Genomic DNA, 17126 nt, shown 5'->3' with positions numbered 1-17126 from the left:
TTCAGTTTGGCTTTACCCCCAGCGGAAATACACCATCCATTTCGTGGCGTAGCTGCCATTGCTTCACCAGAGCATAAATGGCCGGGATAACGGCCAACGTGAGGACGGTCGAAGAAATCATGCCTCCGACCATGGGGGCGGCAATACGACTCATGACCTCGGAGCCGGTGCCGCTGCCCCACATGATGGGCAAAAGACCCGCCATGATCGCTACCACGGTCATCATCTTGGGCCGCACGCGTTCAACGGCGCCATCCATCACCGCCGCGTAGAGGTCGGCCGCTCCCGGGGTCTTCCCCTCCGCCTGGCACCGAGCCTTCACCTCTTCCCAGGCGTGATCCAGGTAGATCAGCATGACCACTCCGGTCTCCGCTGCTACCCCGGCCAGAGCGATGAAACCCACGGCCACGGCAACCGACAGGTTGTAATCCAGCAGCCACATCAGCCAGATCCCGCCGACCAGGGCAAACGGAACGGAGAGCATCACGATCAGGGTTTCCGTGAGACGCCTGAAGTTCAGGTACAGCAACAGGAAGATCAGCGCCAGCGTCACGGGGATGACCACCTTCATTTTCTGGATAGCCCGCTCCATGGACTCAAACTGGCCGCTCCAGGTTGCGTAATATCCCGGCGGGAACTTGACCCGTTCAGCTACGGCCTTCTTGGCATCGGCCACATAGCCACCGATGTCCCGATCCCGGATGTCCACATAGATGTACGCGGACAGCAAGGCATTTTCGGTGCGGATACCGGGCGCACCCTTGGCTATCGAAAGAGTCGCCACCTGCCCCAGCGGCACCATGGCGCCGCCCGGCGTCGGCACCAGCACCTGTGTCGCGATCTGCTGCGGATCGTTGCGCAACTCACGCGGGTAGCGCACAGTGACGCCAAAGCGCTCGCGTCCTTCGACCGTGGTGGTCACCATTTCGCCGCCCAGCGCCGTCCCGATGACTTCCTGCAACTCACCCACATTGAGCCCATAGCGTGCCAGCTGCGGGCGATCGGGCTCGATGTTCAGGTAGTAACCGCCGGTGATGCGCTCGGCGAACGCCGAACTGGTTCCAGGCACCGTCTTGACGACCGCTTCAATCTCCTTGGCTAGACGCTCCATCTCGGCCAGGTCCTTGCCGAACACCTTGATACCTATCGGCGTGCGTATGCCGGTCGAGAGCATGTCGATACGCGCCTTGATCGGCATGGTCCAGGCATTGGAAACACCAGGGAACTGCAGCGCCTTGTCCATCTCTGCGATCAGCTTGTCCGTCGTCATGCCGTCCCGCCACTCTGAGGTCGGTTTGAGGTTGATGACCGTCTCGAACATCTCGGTTGGGGCCGGATCGGTTGCCGTGTTGGCACGGCCAGCCTTGCCGTATACGGAGGTTACCTCCGGGAAGCTCTTGATGATCTTGTTCTGGGTCTGCAGCAGTTCGGCAGCCTTGGTGATGGACATGCCAGGCAACGAAGACGGCATGTACAAAAGCGTTCCCTCGTTGAGCGTCGGCATGAATTCGGATCCAAGCCTGGACGCCGGATAAAGGGTGATACCCAGCGCCAGCAGCGCAAGGCCAATGGTCGTCTTTTTCCAGATCATCACCCAGGCAATGATGGGGCGGTACAACCAGATCAGGAAACGGTTCACCGGATTCTTGGCCTCCGGCATGATCTTGCCGCGGATGAAGAACAGCATCAGGACCGGAACCAGTGTCACCGAGAGCATGGCCGCTCCGGCCATGGCGAAAGTCTTGGTGTAAGCCAAGGGCGAGAACAAGCGCCCTTCCTGCGATTCCAGCGTGAAGACCGGCAGGAACGAGACCGTGATGATGAGCAGCGAGAAGAACAAGGCCGGCCCAACCTCCTTGCAGGCGACCACCATCGCATCGGCACGCTGGGCCGCCGTATGCTCGGACGGCAGGCGCTCCAGGTGCTTGTGCGCGTTCTCGATCATCACGATGGCGGCATCGACCATGGCGCCGATGGCAATCGCAATCCCCCCCAGACTCATCAGGTTCGAATTCATGCCCAGCAGGCGCATGGCGATGAAAGCAATCAGGACGCCGATGGGCAGCATCAGAATGGCAACCAGGGCGGACCGGACGTGGAGCAGAAACACCACGCAGACCAGCGCAACGATGAGGGATTCCTCGAGCAAGGTCCGCTTCAGCGTGTCAATCGCCCGGTGGATCAGGTCGGAACGGTCATAAACAGCCTCAATGGTGACCCCCTCGGGCAGGCCCGAGGAGACCTCGGCGACTTTTTCCTTCAGATTGTGAATAACCTCCAGGGCGTTCTGACCATAACGCGCCATGGCGATGCCGGAAACCACCTCGCCTTCGCCGTTGAGTTCGGTCAGGCCGCGGCGCTCGTCGGGTACCAGTTCCACCCGTGCGACGTCGCGCACCAGCACCGGTGTCCCCTTCTCGCTGCGCAGCGCCAGGGTTTCGATATCCGACACGCCGCGCAAATAGCCCTTGCCGCGCACCATGTACTCGGTCTCGGCCATCTCAATGACCCGTCCGCCCACGTCCCGATTGGAATCGCGGATCACCTGGGAAATCCGGCTCAGGGGTATGCCGTAGGCGCGGAGCTTTACCGGGTCGACCGTGACCTGATAGGTCTGGACGAAGCCTCCGATGGAGGCAACTTCAGAGACCCCGTGGGCCTTGGTCAGCTGATAACGAAGATACCAATCCTGCAGGCTGCGCAACTCGGCCAAGCTACGGTCTTTCGCCAGCAAGGCGTATTGATACACCCACCCCACGCCGGTCGCGTCGGGCCCGATCTGCGGGGTCACGCCCTTGGGCATACGTCCGGCGGCGAAGTTGAGGTACTCCAGCACGCGCGAGCGTGCCCAGTAGATGTCGGTGCCGTCCTCAAAAATGATGTAAACGAAAGAGGCACCGAAGAAGGAGAATCCCCGCACCACCTTGGATCGGGGCACCGACAACATGGCTGTTGTCAAAGGGTAGGTAACCTGGTCCTCGACCACCTGCGGTGCCTGTCCTGGATACTCGGTGTAGACGATGACCTGGACGTCGGACAGGTCAGGCAGGGCATCCAGCGGTGTGCGGATCACGGCATAGATGCCGGCCGCGACAACGAACAGGGTGGCAAGAAGGATCAGGAAGCGGTTGCGCCCCGACCAATCGATGATTCTGGCGAGCATTTTTCTTCCCGTTAGCGACTCTTGTGTGCAGCGGCATCATGCGTTGGTGCGGCACGGCGCATTGCCGTCACCACCCACTCACCGGGCTTACGCTCGACAAACTCGAACGCCACCATGTCGCCAAGTTTGTAACCCTGCAGCAGGCCGCCATTGGCGACAGCGAACTCCATCGACATGGCTGGCCATTTGAGGCTGGGTACCGGACCATGGCTGATTTCGACCGTGCCGTTCTTAAAATCAATACTTTCGATCGCACCCTCCGCCCGATGACCTGTCGTTGCCGCTTTCGGCGTCTCGCTCGATGGCTTCTGCCCGGCATCTGCACTGGAGCCATGACCCGCGTGACCAAAGCCGCTGGCGGCTGCCTTGAGATTGCTCTCGGCATCAATCAGGAAGTTGGCAGATACAACGACGATCTCGCCGTTGCGCACGCCTTCCAGGACTTCCACCTCATTGCTGGCGCGCCGGCCTAGGCGGACCTCCCTCGGCTCGAAGCGCCCCTCCCCAACCTGGACGAGCACGAGCTGCCGCGTACCGCTGTCGATGACCGCCGAATTAGGCACCGTCACTGTCTGTGTGCGTGTTCCGACCGATAGTTCGATCTGCGCAAACATGGCTGGCTTGAGCAGCATGCCGGGGTTGGACAGCTCAATGCGCACGGGAATCGTCCGCGTCTCAGGATTGAGCGTGGGGTAGACATAGGTGACGATGCCCGAAAACGCCTTGTCAGGATAGGCATTGATCGTCACCTTGACCTTGGCGCCCGTCTTCACGAGACCGATATCCTGTTCGAATACATCGGCCACTACCCAGACAGCGCCGAGGTCGGTGACTTGGTACAGCGCTTCGCCTGGCATGAAACGCATGCCCTGCACGGCCTTTTTCTCCGTCACCAGGCCCTGGACCGGGGAACGAAATGCCAGTGTGCGTCGGACCTCCCCTGACGACGTCAGACCGGAGATCTGTTCTTCCGAGATATCCCAGTTGCGCAGACGCTGCAGACTGGAGTCGGCCAAACGACGCATTCCCGACTGAACCTGATCCGCAGATCCTTGCGTCGACTGCAAGCCCTGCAAAGCGATCTGGTACTCGCGCTGCGCGGAGATCAGTTCCGGGCTGTAGACCTCAAAGAGCACCTGACCCTTGGCCACCGTCTGACCGGTCACGTTCACATGCAGGCGCTCCACATAACCCTCGAACTTCGGCGAGATGGTGTAGATCCGGCGCTCGTCGGGTTCGACCCGTCCCGCCGCACTCACTGTGCGTTCCAGTTTTTGGACGCGCGCCGCTTCGGTCCGAACCCCCAACTTCTGGATCTTTTCCGTGCTGATCCTGATCAGGCTTGTCTGACCCGAACTTTCTTCCTGATCCTCGCCCTTATAGACGGCGATGTAGTCCATGCCCATGGGATCCTTCTTCGGCACGGGAGAGGTATCGGGCAAGCCCATGGGATTGCGATAGAAAAGAAGCTTGCGTGCAGGCTTGGACGTTGCGGCATTCGGCGTTTCCGCCCCACTCGCTGTGGCAGCCGCTTGCAGTTCGTGGCCTCGGTACAGGAAGCCATAGCGAACTTCGAGCGCGATGAGAACCACCAAACTGACGCCCAGACCGGCGATCAGCCATTTGGACCGGACACTCATAGATCTTCTCCAATGATTCGTTCGATTTCAGCCAGCCGGAATTGCGCTTCCACCTGGGAGTCCAGCTGACTCTGTCTGGCCTTGCGGATCTGCCGCTGGGCATCCAGCAGCGTCGCAAAGTCCACCTTGCCGTTCTCATACCCTACCAAGGCCGCCTGATAGGTAAATTCCGACTGGGGAAGTAATTGGGTCGCTACGAGGTTCTCCGTACGACGGGCGGCATCGATCGCATCCACGTTCTCCGAAAGTTCGGACAGCAGTTGCCGAGTCGCAGACTCCTTGCGCGCCTGGGCTGCCTGCAGCATGGCTTCGGATTCCCTCTCCTGAGCTCGACGGGATGACTGCTGCAAAGGTATATTCATTTCGATCATCAGTTCCCATTCCTTCACGGTTCCTTGGTACTGGATGGGAGACACCCCTAGGGTGATGTCGGGGTAGCGGTTCTTCAGCACGAGATCCCGGCTCAACTGGGCAGACCTGATGCGGGATTCCTCGCTACTGAGTTGCGGATTGCGCGTTATTGCACGCTCCTCCAGCCCTGTCAGGTTCAACTGTTCATACGGCGGCACAGGCCGCAGTGCGACCGGTTCTGCCAGGGAGGCTCCGGCGGGCCGGGCCAGCAAGCCATTCAGACGTGCCTGTAGCTGACGCCGCTCCGCCTCCAGCGCGATCAGTTCATTGCGCAAGGCAGATTGTTCGAGCTGGGCCCGGATTACGTCCTGTTGGGCCGCCAGGCCACCGGCGTAGCGGGCCTGCGTCACGCTCTCAAGACGGGTCATCAAGTCGATGATCTCGCGCGCAATTCTTTCGCTGCGATACAGCAGGTAGAGTCGTGCATAGGCAACTTTGATGCGACTTGAAATCTCGATCCAGGTTCCCTGGCTGCGCCCCCTAGCTGCTTCGACATCCTGCTCGGCAATGTTTCGCTTCAGATCCCGCTTGCCATACCAGGGGAACTCCTGCATCAGGAGATATCGCGTGCTACCGACCTGGCCTGGAAGAAGCAGGGGGGATTGGTCCCCCTGGCGGGTCACGTCCCGAAGTTCGGCGCGGAAACGCGGGTCGGGCAAGGCCCCCGCAGACTCTACGCGCTGGGTCGATGCGTCCAACTCGGCGCGCATCGCAGCGTATTCAGGATTGCCCTTACGCGCGTAGTCGAGGAGACCGCTGAGTGACGCGCCGAGGTCCGACTCCTGGGCCACCGCGGGAAAAATCAGCAACAACCAGGCAATGGAGGCGCAAAGTAGAGTCCGGTAACTTGTTTTCATAACTATCGTTGCTTCCAGAGTCAGCATTCGGTCGATTGGGATGCGACCTGATGCTGACTGGCAGTATCGGAGCCTGGGACCGACAAATTCCTGACAAATTGATTACATTCTTGTAATCCATAATGCGTGGGAACGCCGACTACTTTATGTTTGATCCCGATCAAACGCTGTCATGACGATGCGGCCGGCGCAAAGATCAGCGCATAAAGCCACAAAGCCGAGAATCCCACTGGAAGTACGAGCGGCGTGATCCGAACGAGGGCGTGGATACGTCCGCCGACGATCTTGCCAGCCCCATTGGCCCGATTGACGACCATGGTTCGCTCATAGACCTGAAGCGCCATCTTTTCGGCATCCGAAAGTTGAAACTCCGAATTGATCCTGGAAACCAGCGCCTCCTGCTCCCTCAAATACACATCCTGTGCCCAGGTTGCCGCATAGATGGACGCCAGGATCACCACCGAGAGAACGATGGCCGCAATCGGCATCACGTGATGAAAAAATGACTGCCAGAGAAAACCGGTACTCCAGGAAGCTGCATACGCCGTCAGCAGAAACGACTGCGAGGTCACGTACCAAGTCACTCGGCTGGCGATCAAGGTGTTTTCAGCCTGAATGTCTTCTCGTAGCGCCCTCAGGATGTCGGCAAGAGCAAGAGATTTCGTTTCCATGATGGGTATGAATGGGGTCGCTGGCAGATGCTGATGACGATCAAGCGCAGGACTGGCCCGGTGCGATCGTATAAATTGCCCCTCGTTCCGACTGAACGATAGCAGCATACTGCTCAAACAGAACTCGTGCCGGCAAGATCAACGGCAACACCCGCCCCCCTTTCCGTTCTCCTGAATCGATGGACAAGGCATGCTGCCATATGAGCAGTAGACGCAACAGTCGCCTGGCTTGGGGCGGAGCACGGTGTGGCACTGCTCGCACTCGTAGAACCACTGGCAAGCATCTGTAGGCATGATCTCCCGCTTGCTGTGGCCGCAGACCGGGCAGGTCAGCATCGAATCTGGTACGACGGCAGTCATTGTGCATTCCCTAGCGGTTGAGACGGATAACCCGCCTCCTGAGTGGCCCAGGTCAGTGTCTCGACAAGGGTCTTGGCATCGTCGAAGCTCACGGTAGCCTGGCGTTTCTCCAGGCTCACCGCAATCTTGTTGACGCCGGGCACCAATGTCAGCAGCAGCATCGCCGCCGCCGTAGTAGCGCTCAAGTTACCCGACAGCTTGGTTGCATAGGACGATGTCAACAGCAGGGATAGCCCGAGCAACGCACCCAGCAGCGGCCAGCCACCGAAGGCCGACTGTAGACAGACGATATATGTTGCTGATTGAGCTATCAAACAAGTGGGGGAAGATTTTTTCGTCCAAAGAACCTAAGCGCAACGATCACGCTCAAAATTGCCGCGAAGAAACACCAAACGGAGATGAACCATCTCGCAAAGATCAGATAGGCCAGCATAAATGAGATCAAGGCGAGAGCCCCAAAGATCCTGACCATGATCTCATTCGACAGCAGTGGGCTTACGGTGGCTGCGAGAAGGTACCCCGTCATCGTCACTACAGCAAAAAAATGGGGTGACACATATTCAATGTGCCCCCCCGTCGCCCGGGATGTGATCGGATACTCGAACATCGAATACAGCAGATACAAGCCGACCCCCATCCCAGCAATGGCGGTCAATTTCAGCAGTCTGTTCCGCCTGCCTGGAGGCTCCAGCAAGAGCACGGCCAGAGGCACATAGGCCGGCCAGAGTACGTGCGAGAAAAACGAGTAGAACTGAGTCATGACGACATTGAGACCCGGCGCATCGTGGGCAAAGGTCCACCAGACGACACCCTCGCTCAGTTGCTGAATGGAAAAGAGCAGTGGTATTGCAGCAAAAGGAACCTCAGACGAACGTCGTGCAGCCTTCACGGTCATTGTGCCAACGCCGAGCAGAAATCCTCCGGCGGCAAGACTGGCAGTCATCGAAAAGCACATGGTTCAAGCTTCGTCGTGGCTATTGATCAATCGCATCAATGATGATCATCGCATTGTCGATGCAACGTCCGCTGGCGCTGTTGCATATAGCGATGACCTAACGCCACCGGGGAAAGAACCTGGGCGTTTTTAGTGCGTAGCGATCGAATTCCTCCCCGAACTGCGCCCGCATTTCCGTCTCCTCCGTGATGGCGAGCCGGCCGTACATCATCAACAGGATCGGAAACATGAGCAATGTCAGGAGTGTGGGCCACTGCAGCAGAAAGCCCAGGAGGATCAGGACAAACGCGACATATTGTGGGTGACGGATCCGCGCATATGGGCCTGTCATTGCCAGTGTATGCCTGCGTTGCGCATGGTAGAGAACATTCCAGGCTGTAGACAGCAGGTAGAAGCCGTAGCCCAGAAAGATATAGCTGGCGATGTGCAGGACACCAAAATGCGGATCTCCCTTCTCTCCGAGCAGCGTGGCCCATAGGTGGCCAGTATCATGGGACATGATGTCCAGATTCGGAAACTTCGTCTGTAGCCATCCTGACAGCAGGTAAATCGTCAGTGGGAATCCGTACATTTCGACGAATAAGGCGACGATGAACGCGGCGAAGGCGCCGAAGGTCCTCCAGTCGCGAGCAGTTGCGGGCTTGAAGAAGCTGAAGGCGAACATGATGAAGACGGCCGAGTTCAAAGCCACCAGCAGCCAAAGTCCATAAGCAGGTTCGGCGTGAGTCATGGTGCATCTCCCTTGTCGCCGGAACCAGGTCCCAGGTTGTCCTGTCGGCTGGGTCCGTGCTTATGACCATGCCCGCGATGCATGAAAAAATGCATGATGGGGCAGGCGAGAATAAACAAGTATGGGAGCGCAGTGGCTACGTGTACCAGATGCTCTTTCAACAGAAAGTAACCGGCAACGGCCCCGATCACGAGCAAGCCGACCGAATAACGTGAACCCCAGAATGACGGGGCAGGTTCATGTTGGTGATGTTCGTGATTCATGGTGCCCCCCGATTACTTTCCGGCTGGTGCCGGCTGGATGTCCATCATCATCTGCATCATCATCTGCATCATCATCTGCATCATGTCCATGCGTTTCTCCATCATTTGCTGACGGTCCTCCATGTTGCCAGGCATGCTCTTGCTGTCTTGCGCGCCACCCATCCCCGGGCCACTCATGCCACCCCCACCCATACCTGCGCCGGCCATGCCGGAGCCTTTCATCATGTTCATCATGGACATGCCGTCCTGCATCATTTTCATGTGCTCACCCATGAGCGCACCACGCTCACCTGCTGATTGGGCGCTCATCATCTTCTGATGCATTTCGCCCATCATCATCATTTGCTTGTCCATCCGCTCAATGTTCTCCTTCACGGCCGCCGAAGGCTTCGGCGCAGAGGCTTTTGTCGCTGGCGGTTTTGCCGCGGGGGTCTTGGATTTCGGCGCTGACGCAGCGCCGGCGGGGTGATGGGCCTCGTGATCTTGCGGATCAGGTTGAGCGGCCAGGCTCAACGTTGAAAGACACGCGATCAAGGACACAGCGATCAGGGAACGTACTGCCTTCATACCAACCTCCTAGAAGTGAAAAAACCAATTGAGAACGGGAAACGCCTTACCTCTCGGCCTCCTCCGAGATGGTCAAAAAGGGGTGGGACTTTAGATATTCCTTTGCGTAAGACAACTCCCCAGTAGATTCCGCGTGCAGGGTGAACAAGGGCACTCCCTGCTGCACAGAGTCCCCGAGTTCAACATGCATGATCAAGCCAGCGGTTGGAGTTGTTGGTGCTCCCAGCAGCTTCGCCAGGCGTGACAGACGTCTGTTATCAATGTGAGAAATGTGTCCCGAAGATGCTGCGATGACGGGGTCTTTGATTCTGGCGACGGGTGGCTCATGCAAACCTCCTTGCGCTTCGCAAATACCTTGGAATTTCTGCCACGCCATACCAGAGTCAAGCAGCCGCCATGCGAGCGAGTTCCCCGTTCCTGGAGTCGCTTTGCCACAGAACTCCAGCAGGTCGCCCGCCAAGTTGAGCGCACGCATCCGGAGATCGACGGGTGCATGCGCGGCCCCACGGAGTACGCCCATCACGTCGTGAGCTTCGAGCGCTGGGCCGACACCTCGACCTACCGGCTGGCCTCCCCGGGTATGGCGTATGTGCAAATTCAGGCCACAGGCGTCGCCGACCTGCTGAAGCATGGTGGTCAGTCGGCGTGCGTCCTCCTCGCTACGAACTTTTGCGGTGGGGCCAACCGGGATATCCAACACGACATGTGTCGCCCCCGCAGCGATTTTCTTGGACAGCACAGAGGCCACCAGCTGGGCATCACTGTCCAGGTCCAAGGGCCGCTCAACACGAATCAGTAGATCGTCGGCAGGGCTCAGCGACAACGCGCCACCCCAGGCAAGACAACCTCCCTCTCGCTCAACGACCCGACGCATGGCAACCAGATCCAATGACACGTTTGTCATCGTCTCCATCACGTCCGCTGTTCCAGCCGGGGACGTGATGGCGCGCGAGGAGGTCTTGGGCATGGTTAGACCGGCCGCGGCGACGATGGCCACGACGATCGGTGTCGTCCTGTTGCCGGGCAGACCACCAACACAATGCTTGTCCGCGATCGGGGTTCGCCCCCAATCGATCTGCGTTCCTGCCTCCACCATGGCTAGAGTCAGGTCGATGACTTCCTGCAGATCCATGCGGCCACCGGCGCAGGCACTGAGAAATGCCGCCAGATGCATATCGGAATAATGACCAGCAGATACATCCGTGATGATGCTGCGGTATGCCGACGCATCGAGCCGGTGCCCGTATATCTTGGACCGCAGCGCACTGTAGGACTCCAGCGTCGGCGCGTGGGAGACTTGGAGTTGGCTTTGCTCGTCTGCAGCCAACGTCTGGGCTGCACCACGCGAAAGGCCAACTTCGCCTGGCAACAGCAAGTCGGAATCGATCACGTTGAGGGTGGCGATGATATGGCGATCCCCCAGGTCCACGCGTACCCGGGTTTGCGATTGAAAACCCTCAGCCCGACACACATGACAGTCTCGCCGCATGTAGATCACATACTCCTGCTGCGTGTCGATTCCCAACAGCCGGTACCGAAGCGCAGCATGCGTCTCGTGATCTTCAAGAGCGTGGAGGTGACTCATGGAACCAGCTCCACGGTCTGGCCTAAGCGGGGCACGCCAGCCGTCCAGCCGAGTTCTCTGTCCACACGCTGTCGCAAAATGTCGGCCGGTCCTGGCTCGCCATGAGTCAGGAAGACCTTCCTGGGCGCGTGGGGCATAGCGGCCATCCAGCGCATGAGCTGTCCGGCATCGGCGTGTGCGGACATGCCGCGCAGCATCGCGACTTCGGCATTGACAGCCACATCCTCGCCAAAGATCCGGATAGACTTCTCCCCGGTGGCTAGACGTGCACCACGCGTACCACCGGCCTGATAGCCCACCAGGACGATGGTGTTGCGCCGATCCGGTGCCATTCTCTTGAGATGGTGCAGCACCCGACCTCCGGTGGCCATGCCGCTGGCCGAGATGATGACGGCGGGGTAGCGAACCTTGTTCAGGGCGCGCGATTCGTCAGAGGTCCGGACCATGGTGGCGACCCGGCACAGACCTTTACACTCTTCCGGGCTCAGTCGGTGCTCCTTCCGGTGCCGGTGGTAGATCTCGGTCATGTCGATGGCCATCGGACTGTCTAGGAACACGGGCAGATCCGGTATCGCGTGTCGTGCCTTGAGGCGCGAGAGCAGAAACAGCAGGGTCTGCGCGCGCCCCACCGCGAAGGCCGGTATCACAACGCTGCCACCGCGACCCGCCGTTCTCTGGATGATCTCGGCCAGAAGCGCCTCGTTGTCCTCCGGCTGGTGCAGCCGATCGCCATACGTGGACTCGATGACTAGGTAGTCCGCCTTCCCAAGCGGTGTCGGCGGCCGCATGATCGGATCGTCATCGCGTCCAACATCTCCTGAAAAGACGATGGTCAAGCCGCCCGCCTGAATTTCTGCGCTGGCCGCACCAATAATATGACCCGCTGGCCGCAGTGAAAGCTGCATGCCAGGCACCACTTCTATGGTTTCATTAAATGGCACAGCCTGCATATAGCGCAAAACATGTCGCGCATCCTCTTCTGTGTAGAGAGGAAGAGCCGGCTTATGCTTGCTGGCCTGGTGGCGATTCAGATATTCGGCTTCTTCCTCCTGCAGCCTCGCACTATCAGGCAGGAGCAGTTGACAAAGGTCGATGGTTCCTGGCGTGGTGTAGATGGGGCCGCGATACCCGTTCCGAAGCAGCAGAGGCAGGGCACCGGAGTGATCCAGATGCGCATGGGTCAGGATGACACAGTCCAGGCGCGAGACATCCACTGGGAAAGGCTCCCAGTTCATCTCCCGCAAATGCTTGTAGCCTTGGAAGAGCCCGCAATCGACCAGGATCTGACGTCCGGCATGCTCCAGCAGGTATTTGGAGCCTGTTACTGTGCCTGCAGCGCCGAGAAACGTCAGCTTCATGTCCATTCCTTGTCGCGACGAATTTTTCGCTATTCGTCCTTGTCGAGCAACTGCTTGAGTTGTTCGTACTCTTCCGGCTTGATCTCGCCCTTGGCCAGTCGGCGTCGCAAGACCTGATGCGGCGTCTCCCGCAGGCCGTCATCTCGACCACTGCTACGAGGCCAAGGGCCGAACAATAGCGCGATGATGATGATCACCCAGAAGATCCACCAGAAAGCATGCATGCCGACCATGTAGTAACCATCACCAAAGTACATCGAGATTCTCCCGTTACTGAAGATGCAGTGAATCGTGGGAGCGTCACTCGACTGGCTGGATATCGGTGATAACCATCTTGCCGCCTTCGTTGACGACCATGAACTTGACCTTATCGCCAGGCTTCAAGTTTGTCAGCAATCCCTTGTCTTTTGCCGTGAAGACCATGGTCATGCCTGGCATGTCCAGATGTTTGATATCGCCGTGCTTGATGGTGATCTTGCCAGTCTCACGATCGACCTTGCGGACTTCCCCATCGGTCATGGACGCGGATTGCGACATACCCATCTTGCTCTGGTCCATCATCATGGTTTGCGCGATGCTGCTCATAGGCAAGGCTATGCCCATTGCGAGAGACGAAATGGCAAAAATATGTTTGATGTTTTTCATGATTTCCTCGCGGGATATTACTGAGAACCTGTTGCGACCCTTCTTGGTGGCCAGCACGACCTGGTGCAGATCGTGCAGGCCCCGCCTTAGGATGGGTTTCATTTCCTGGCGACCTTGACCGCACCTTTCATCCCTGCTTCATAGTGGCCAGGCATCAGACAGGCGAAATTCACGGTGCCAGCCTTGGTGAACTGCCAGATGATCTCGCCCTGCTTCCCAGGAGCCAGCGTGACCTTGCTGGGCTCGTCGTGCTCCATATCGGGAAACTTCTTCATCTGCTCCAGATGCTCCATCAGTTCCTGCTGCGTTCCAAGACTGAGTTCGTGCTTGACCTTGCCGACGTTCTTGACCACGAACCGGACGGTTTCGCCTTGCTTGACCTGAACGTCTGCGGGCGTATAGCGCATGCTGTCGTTCATTTCGATGGTGATGGTGCGGTTGACCCGTGCAGCCACGCCTGGCTTGCCGATCGCCGTCTCCTCATCGTCGTGGCCGTGGCCGCCGGCATGGTTGCCACCAGCGAAAGCCGAGCTGGACAGGGCAATCGCCATCAGGGCCATCACTTTGGCCAGGGTGCGTGTCTTGTGTGTCATGGATATCTCCTTGGATTAAAAATTCAGTGCCCGCTGTGGGACTGAGGCTTGCGAACTTTGACTTCGGTCGGTTGGCTGGGGGTCTGCGCACGAGGCATGGATTGGCCGCCTTCGGCCTTGAACCTCGCAGGCTCGCTGAGCGGGCCTTCGTACTCGTGGGCCACCGTGCCTTCGGGATGCTTGAACCACCCCGGGTCCTTGTAGTCCCCGGGCTTCTGATCGCGCCGAACCTTGAGCACACTGAACATGCCACCCATCTCCACCGAACCAAACGGGCCTTCGCCAGTCATCATGGGGGCGGTGTTGTCGGGTATGGGCATCTCCATTTCCGTCATGTCCGCCATGCCACGCTCCCCCATGACCATATAGTCCGGGATCAGGTTGTTGATCTTCTTGGAGAGGCCGCGGTGGTCCACGCCTATCAGCGTAGGGAGGTTATGTCCCATGGCGTTCATGGTGTGGTGGCTCTTGTGGCAGTGGAAGGCCCAGTCGCCTTCCTCGTCCGCGAGGAACTCAACCTGGCGCATCTGGCCAACCGCGACATCGGTGGTCACCTCATACCAGCGCGTGCTTTTCGGTGTGGGCCCGCCATCGGTTCCAGTCACCAGAAACTCATGGCCATGCAGGTGGATGGGGTGATTGGTCATCGTCAGATTGCCAATCCGGATCCGGACCTTGTCGTTCAGGCGGACATTCAGGGAGTCGATGCCGGGGAAGATACGGCTGTTCCAGGACCACAGATTGAAGTCCAGCATGGTCATGATCTTGGGGGTGTAGCTCCCAGGATCGATATCAAAGGCGTTCAGGAGAAAGCAGAAGTCTCTCTGAACCTCGTCGATCAGCGGGTTCTTGACCTTGGGATGGGTCACCCAGAAGCCCATCATGCCCATGGCCATCTGCGTCATCTCGTCGGCATGTGGGTGGTACATGAACGTGCCCGGCCGGCGCGCCACGAACTCGTAGACAAAGGTCTTGCCGGGTTGAATCGCTGGCTGGTTCAGGCCGGCAACGCCGTCCATGCCGTTGGGCAGCCGTTGACCATGCCAGTGGATGCTGGTGTGTTCCGGCAGCTTGTTGGTCACGAAGATGCGTACGCGGTCGCCCTCGACCACCTCGATGGTGGGCCCGGGACTCTGACCGTTGTAGCCCCAGAGATGGGCCTTGAACCCGGGTGCCATCTCGCGGACCACCGGTTCGGCCACCAGATGGAACTCCTTGACGCCCTGGTTCATGCGCCAGGGCAGGGTCCAGCCGTTGAGCGTGACCACCGGGTTGTAGGGTCGGCCGCTGTTGGGAATCAATGGGGCCATGGTGTCTGGGCTGGTCTGGATGACCGGCTCGGGCAGGGCCGCCATGGCCACGCGGCTGACCGAGGCCGCTGCCACAGCACCACCAGCGACGCCTGCTAACTTGAAAAAATCTCTTCTGGATGTCATTGCGGATTCCCTGGAAATCAATGGCCGGCGGCGGCAGCACCGGAAGGAGGCGCTGCTGCGGATAGCGTCGTGCTGGTCGGACGCCCGATGAGGGAAGCCTGCAAGGCTGCGTCAGCCAGCCAGAACTGTTGCTCTGTGCTGATGGCGGCAATGACCGTATTGACTTGATCACGGGCGTCGGCGAGCAGCTCGAAAACGCCGATGATCATCCCGTTGTAGCGCAGCTGGTTCTCGTCTGAGATCACCTTGCGCAGCGGCACGACCTCATCGCGGTGATGGCGCGCCACGTCGTAGGCGGTGCGGTAGCCGGAATAGCTCTCGCGCAGGCTGGATCCGGCCGCACGAATTGTGGCTTCCAGCTGGTTGGCGGCGGCCAGCGTACGCGCGCTCATCGCATCGCGCTGCATGCCACCCCAGTCGAAAATCGGCAACCGTACCCCGATTTCATAGCCACGCGGATCTGAACGGCTGCCCGTTGCGCTGTCGGTCTTGGTATTGCGACGCGCCGTGAGTTCGATGTCGGTGAGGCTGGTCACCGTGGTCAAACCCTGAGATTTGGCATAAGCCTCGAAGTTCGTCTGTGCGAGCCGGATATCCAGGCGGTTGCGCGTGGCGTACGAACCTGCGGTCTGGGGATCGATGGCCTGCTTGGGCAGATCAGGCAAGCGCTCGGGGAGCTTGAGCAGTGGGGCCTGTGCTTCATCGAGCCCCAGCCGGCGGACCAACTCCTCCCGCGTTGCCGTGGCCTGATGGTTGGCCGTGGCCAGGCGTGTGGCAGCATCCGCGTAGAAGGCCTGCTCGCGGGCACGGCTGATGCGACTGAAGTTGCCCGCGGCCTGCATGCGCCGGGCAATCTCGGCGGTGGCTTCTGCACTCTCGTACACCTGACGGGCATACCGGAGGGTTTGCTGCGCCGCAACGGCACGCACCCAGGCCTGGCGGACCTGCGTGACCTGGTCCACCACTTCGCTGGTCAGTCGCAGCTGCGACTGCTCGATGCGGTAGCGGGAAATCCCCTGGCGGGTCGGCAGCGTCAGCAGGTCCAGCAGACCAAACGACAGAGCGCGTCCAATTTCCAGCTCATCGCCCGCGACCATGCGCTCGTAGCTGAAAATTGGGTTGGCGATCCGGCCAACCTGGGCGGCGTCGGCCGATTCCGCCCAGCCCTGGGCCAACAAGGCCTGCAGGGAGGGGCTGTTGACCAAGGCCAGTTGTACTGCTTCGCGCTGCCCCAGAGGCTGGGTGAGGAGTGCCTGGGCGGCGTCAGCCCGCTCCTTGCGCTCCTGCTCCGTGCGCGAAAGCGCCAGTTTCTTCTCCGTGAAGCTGCTAGCCTCGTCGTTCACGCGGCTGACGTTCTGTTCGAGACTGACGCTGGCGCAGCCGGACAGAACCGCCAGAGTCACGGCCGATATCGCGAGCCTGGCTCCGCTCGATTGCAGAGTGCGTCTCATCGCTTGGAACCTCCGTGATGCCCTTCATGGGCCGCAGACGAAGGTGCCGTGTCATTGGCAGGCTCAGCCGTTCTGGCTTCCTTGGCATAGGTGCGCCATCCCCCGATACGGCCAACGGTGTCATTAGCCTCCCGCCAGGACTGGACCGATTGGTCAGCGTAGGCCTGATACCCGTTCAGGGGCGAGGTGTAGGTCAATTGTGCCGGGGGTGCCGGTGGCGGGGTCTGCTCGGCCGTGGTCTGCGCCATGGCTGAGCCGGCAAGCAGCGCCATCGTCCAGGAAAGCAATTTTCCGAAGGACAGGCTGTGGGTAGGGATGGTCATGGATTCCTCTTGGGGTAACTCGCTGATTTCATGGGGTGATTCTGAGAATCCGACGCCGTCAGAAAGCTGACTTACGGATTACATTTCTGTAATCTTGCTGACGAAGGCCAGAAACTTG

General features: G+C 59.4%; 18 protein-coding genes. All 18 read right to left on the bottom strand.

Going from position 1 to position 17126, the window contains the following annotated elements:
• Position 1: 1 nt before the first annotated feature.
• The 18 genes from AC1RRP_RS02910 to AC1RRP_RS02825 all read right to left on the bottom strand — a co-directional run bounded on the left by AC1RRP_RS02910 (position 2) and on the right by AC1RRP_RS02825 (position 17008).
• Positions 2 to 3163, bottom strand: coding sequence for an efflux RND transporter permease subunit (locus tag AC1RRP_RS02910; protein ID WP_493033049.1), 3162 nt, complete (start codon positions 3161 to 3163; stop codon positions 2 to 4).
• Positions 3164 to 3174: 11 nt separating this feature from the next.
• Entirely contained in the window at positions 3175 to 4803 is a 1629-nt protein-coding gene (locus tag AC1RRP_RS02905) for an efflux RND transporter periplasmic adaptor subunit (RefSeq protein WP_493033048.1), read from the bottom strand.
• A complete protein-coding gene (locus AC1RRP_RS02900) occupies positions 4800 to 6098 on the bottom strand; it encodes a TolC family protein (protein WP_493033046.1) in 1299 nt (432 codons plus the stop codon). Before AC1RRP_RS02900 ends, AC1RRP_RS02905 begins: the two co-directional genes overlap by 4 nt.
• A 143-nt stretch (positions 6099 to 6241) precedes the next feature.
• On the bottom strand, positions 6242 to 6742 hold the full coding sequence (locus tag AC1RRP_RS02895) for a hypothetical protein (RefSeq protein WP_341922250.1): 501 nt from the start codon (positions 6740 to 6742) through the stop codon (positions 6242 to 6244).
• A gap of 138 nt (positions 6743 to 6880) precedes the next feature.
• Positions 6881 to 7102: a GDCCVxC domain-containing (seleno)protein gene (locus AC1RRP_RS02890; RefSeq protein WP_493033045.1), complete on the bottom strand. Its 222-nt coding sequence runs from the start codon at positions 7100 to 7102 to the stop codon at positions 6881 to 6883.
• Positions 7099 to 7416: a cation transporter gene (locus AC1RRP_RS02885; RefSeq protein ID WP_493033044.1), complete on the bottom strand. Its 318-nt coding sequence runs from the start codon at positions 7414 to 7416 to the stop codon at positions 7099 to 7101. The genes AC1RRP_RS02890 and AC1RRP_RS02885 overlap by 4 nt, the downstream gene beginning before the upstream one ends.
• A complete protein-coding gene (locus AC1RRP_RS02880; RefSeq protein ID WP_493033043.1) occupies positions 7413 to 8057 on the bottom strand; it encodes a DUF6629 family protein in 645 nt (214 codons plus the stop codon). Before AC1RRP_RS02880 ends, AC1RRP_RS02885 begins: the two co-directional genes overlap by 4 nt.
• 97 nt (positions 8058 to 8154) lie before the next feature.
• On the bottom strand, positions 8155 to 8787 hold the full coding sequence (locus AC1RRP_RS02875; protein WP_341922254.1) for a methyltransferase family protein: 633 nt from the start codon (positions 8785 to 8787) through the stop codon (positions 8155 to 8157).
• Positions 8784 to 9050, bottom strand: a complete 267-nt coding sequence (locus AC1RRP_RS02870) for a DUF2933 domain-containing protein (protein ID WP_174251310.1) — start codon at positions 9048 to 9050, stop codon at positions 8784 to 8786. Before AC1RRP_RS02870 ends, AC1RRP_RS02875 begins: the two co-directional genes overlap by 4 nt.
• Before the next feature lie 12 nt (positions 9051 to 9062).
• A complete protein-coding gene (locus tag AC1RRP_RS02865; protein WP_493033042.1) occupies positions 9063 to 9617 on the bottom strand; it encodes a hypothetical protein in 555 nt (184 codons plus the stop codon).
• 46 nt (positions 9618 to 9663) lie between these two features.
• Positions 9664 to 11202, bottom strand: a complete 1539-nt coding sequence (locus tag AC1RRP_RS02860; RefSeq protein ID WP_493033041.1) for a thymidine phosphorylase family protein — start codon at positions 11200 to 11202, stop codon at positions 9664 to 9666.
• Positions 11199 to 12560, bottom strand: coding sequence for an MBL fold metallo-hydrolase RNA specificity domain-containing protein (locus AC1RRP_RS02855; RefSeq protein WP_493033040.1), 1362 nt, complete (start codon positions 12558 to 12560; stop codon positions 11199 to 11201). The genes AC1RRP_RS02860 and AC1RRP_RS02855 overlap by 4 nt, the downstream gene beginning before the upstream one ends.
• Positions 12561 to 12589: 29 nt before the next feature.
• Positions 12590 to 12817: an SHOCT domain-containing protein gene (locus tag AC1RRP_RS02850; RefSeq protein WP_493033039.1), complete on the bottom strand. Its 228-nt coding sequence runs from the start codon at positions 12815 to 12817 to the stop codon at positions 12590 to 12592.
• A gap of 43 nt (positions 12818 to 12860) precedes the next feature.
• Positions 12861 to 13205 carry a copper-binding protein gene (locus AC1RRP_RS02845; RefSeq protein ID WP_493033430.1) on the bottom strand — a complete coding sequence of 115 codons (345 nt, stop codon included), beginning with the start codon at positions 13203 to 13205 and terminating at the stop codon, positions 12861 to 12863.
• Positions 13206 to 13303: 98 nt separating this feature from the next.
• Positions 13304 to 13798, bottom strand: coding sequence for a cupredoxin domain-containing protein (locus AC1RRP_RS02840; RefSeq protein WP_174251306.1), 495 nt, complete (start codon positions 13796 to 13798; stop codon positions 13304 to 13306).
• A gap of 23 nt (positions 13799 to 13821) precedes the next feature.
• A complete protein-coding gene (locus tag AC1RRP_RS02835) occupies positions 13822 to 15234 on the bottom strand; it encodes a multicopper oxidase family protein (protein WP_493033038.1) in 1413 nt (470 codons plus the stop codon).
• A gap of 17 nt (positions 15235 to 15251) precedes the next feature.
• Positions 15252 to 16685 (bottom strand): TolC family protein, encoded by a 1434-nt coding sequence (locus AC1RRP_RS02830; RefSeq protein ID WP_493033037.1) that lies wholly within the window; start codon positions 16683 to 16685, stop codon positions 15252 to 15254.
• Positions 16682 to 17008 (bottom strand): hypothetical protein, encoded by a 327-nt coding sequence (locus AC1RRP_RS02825; protein WP_493033036.1) that lies wholly within the window; start codon positions 17006 to 17008, stop codon positions 16682 to 16684. Before AC1RRP_RS02825 ends, AC1RRP_RS02830 begins: the two co-directional genes overlap by 4 nt.
• Positions 17009 to 17126 lie beyond the last annotated feature (118 nt).

The sequence above is a fragment of the Hylemonella sp. GW821-FHT12C09 genome (assembly GCF_058807395.1).
Note: the sequence above shows the minus strand (reverse complement) of the source record. Positions and strands in the feature narration are given on the sequence as shown.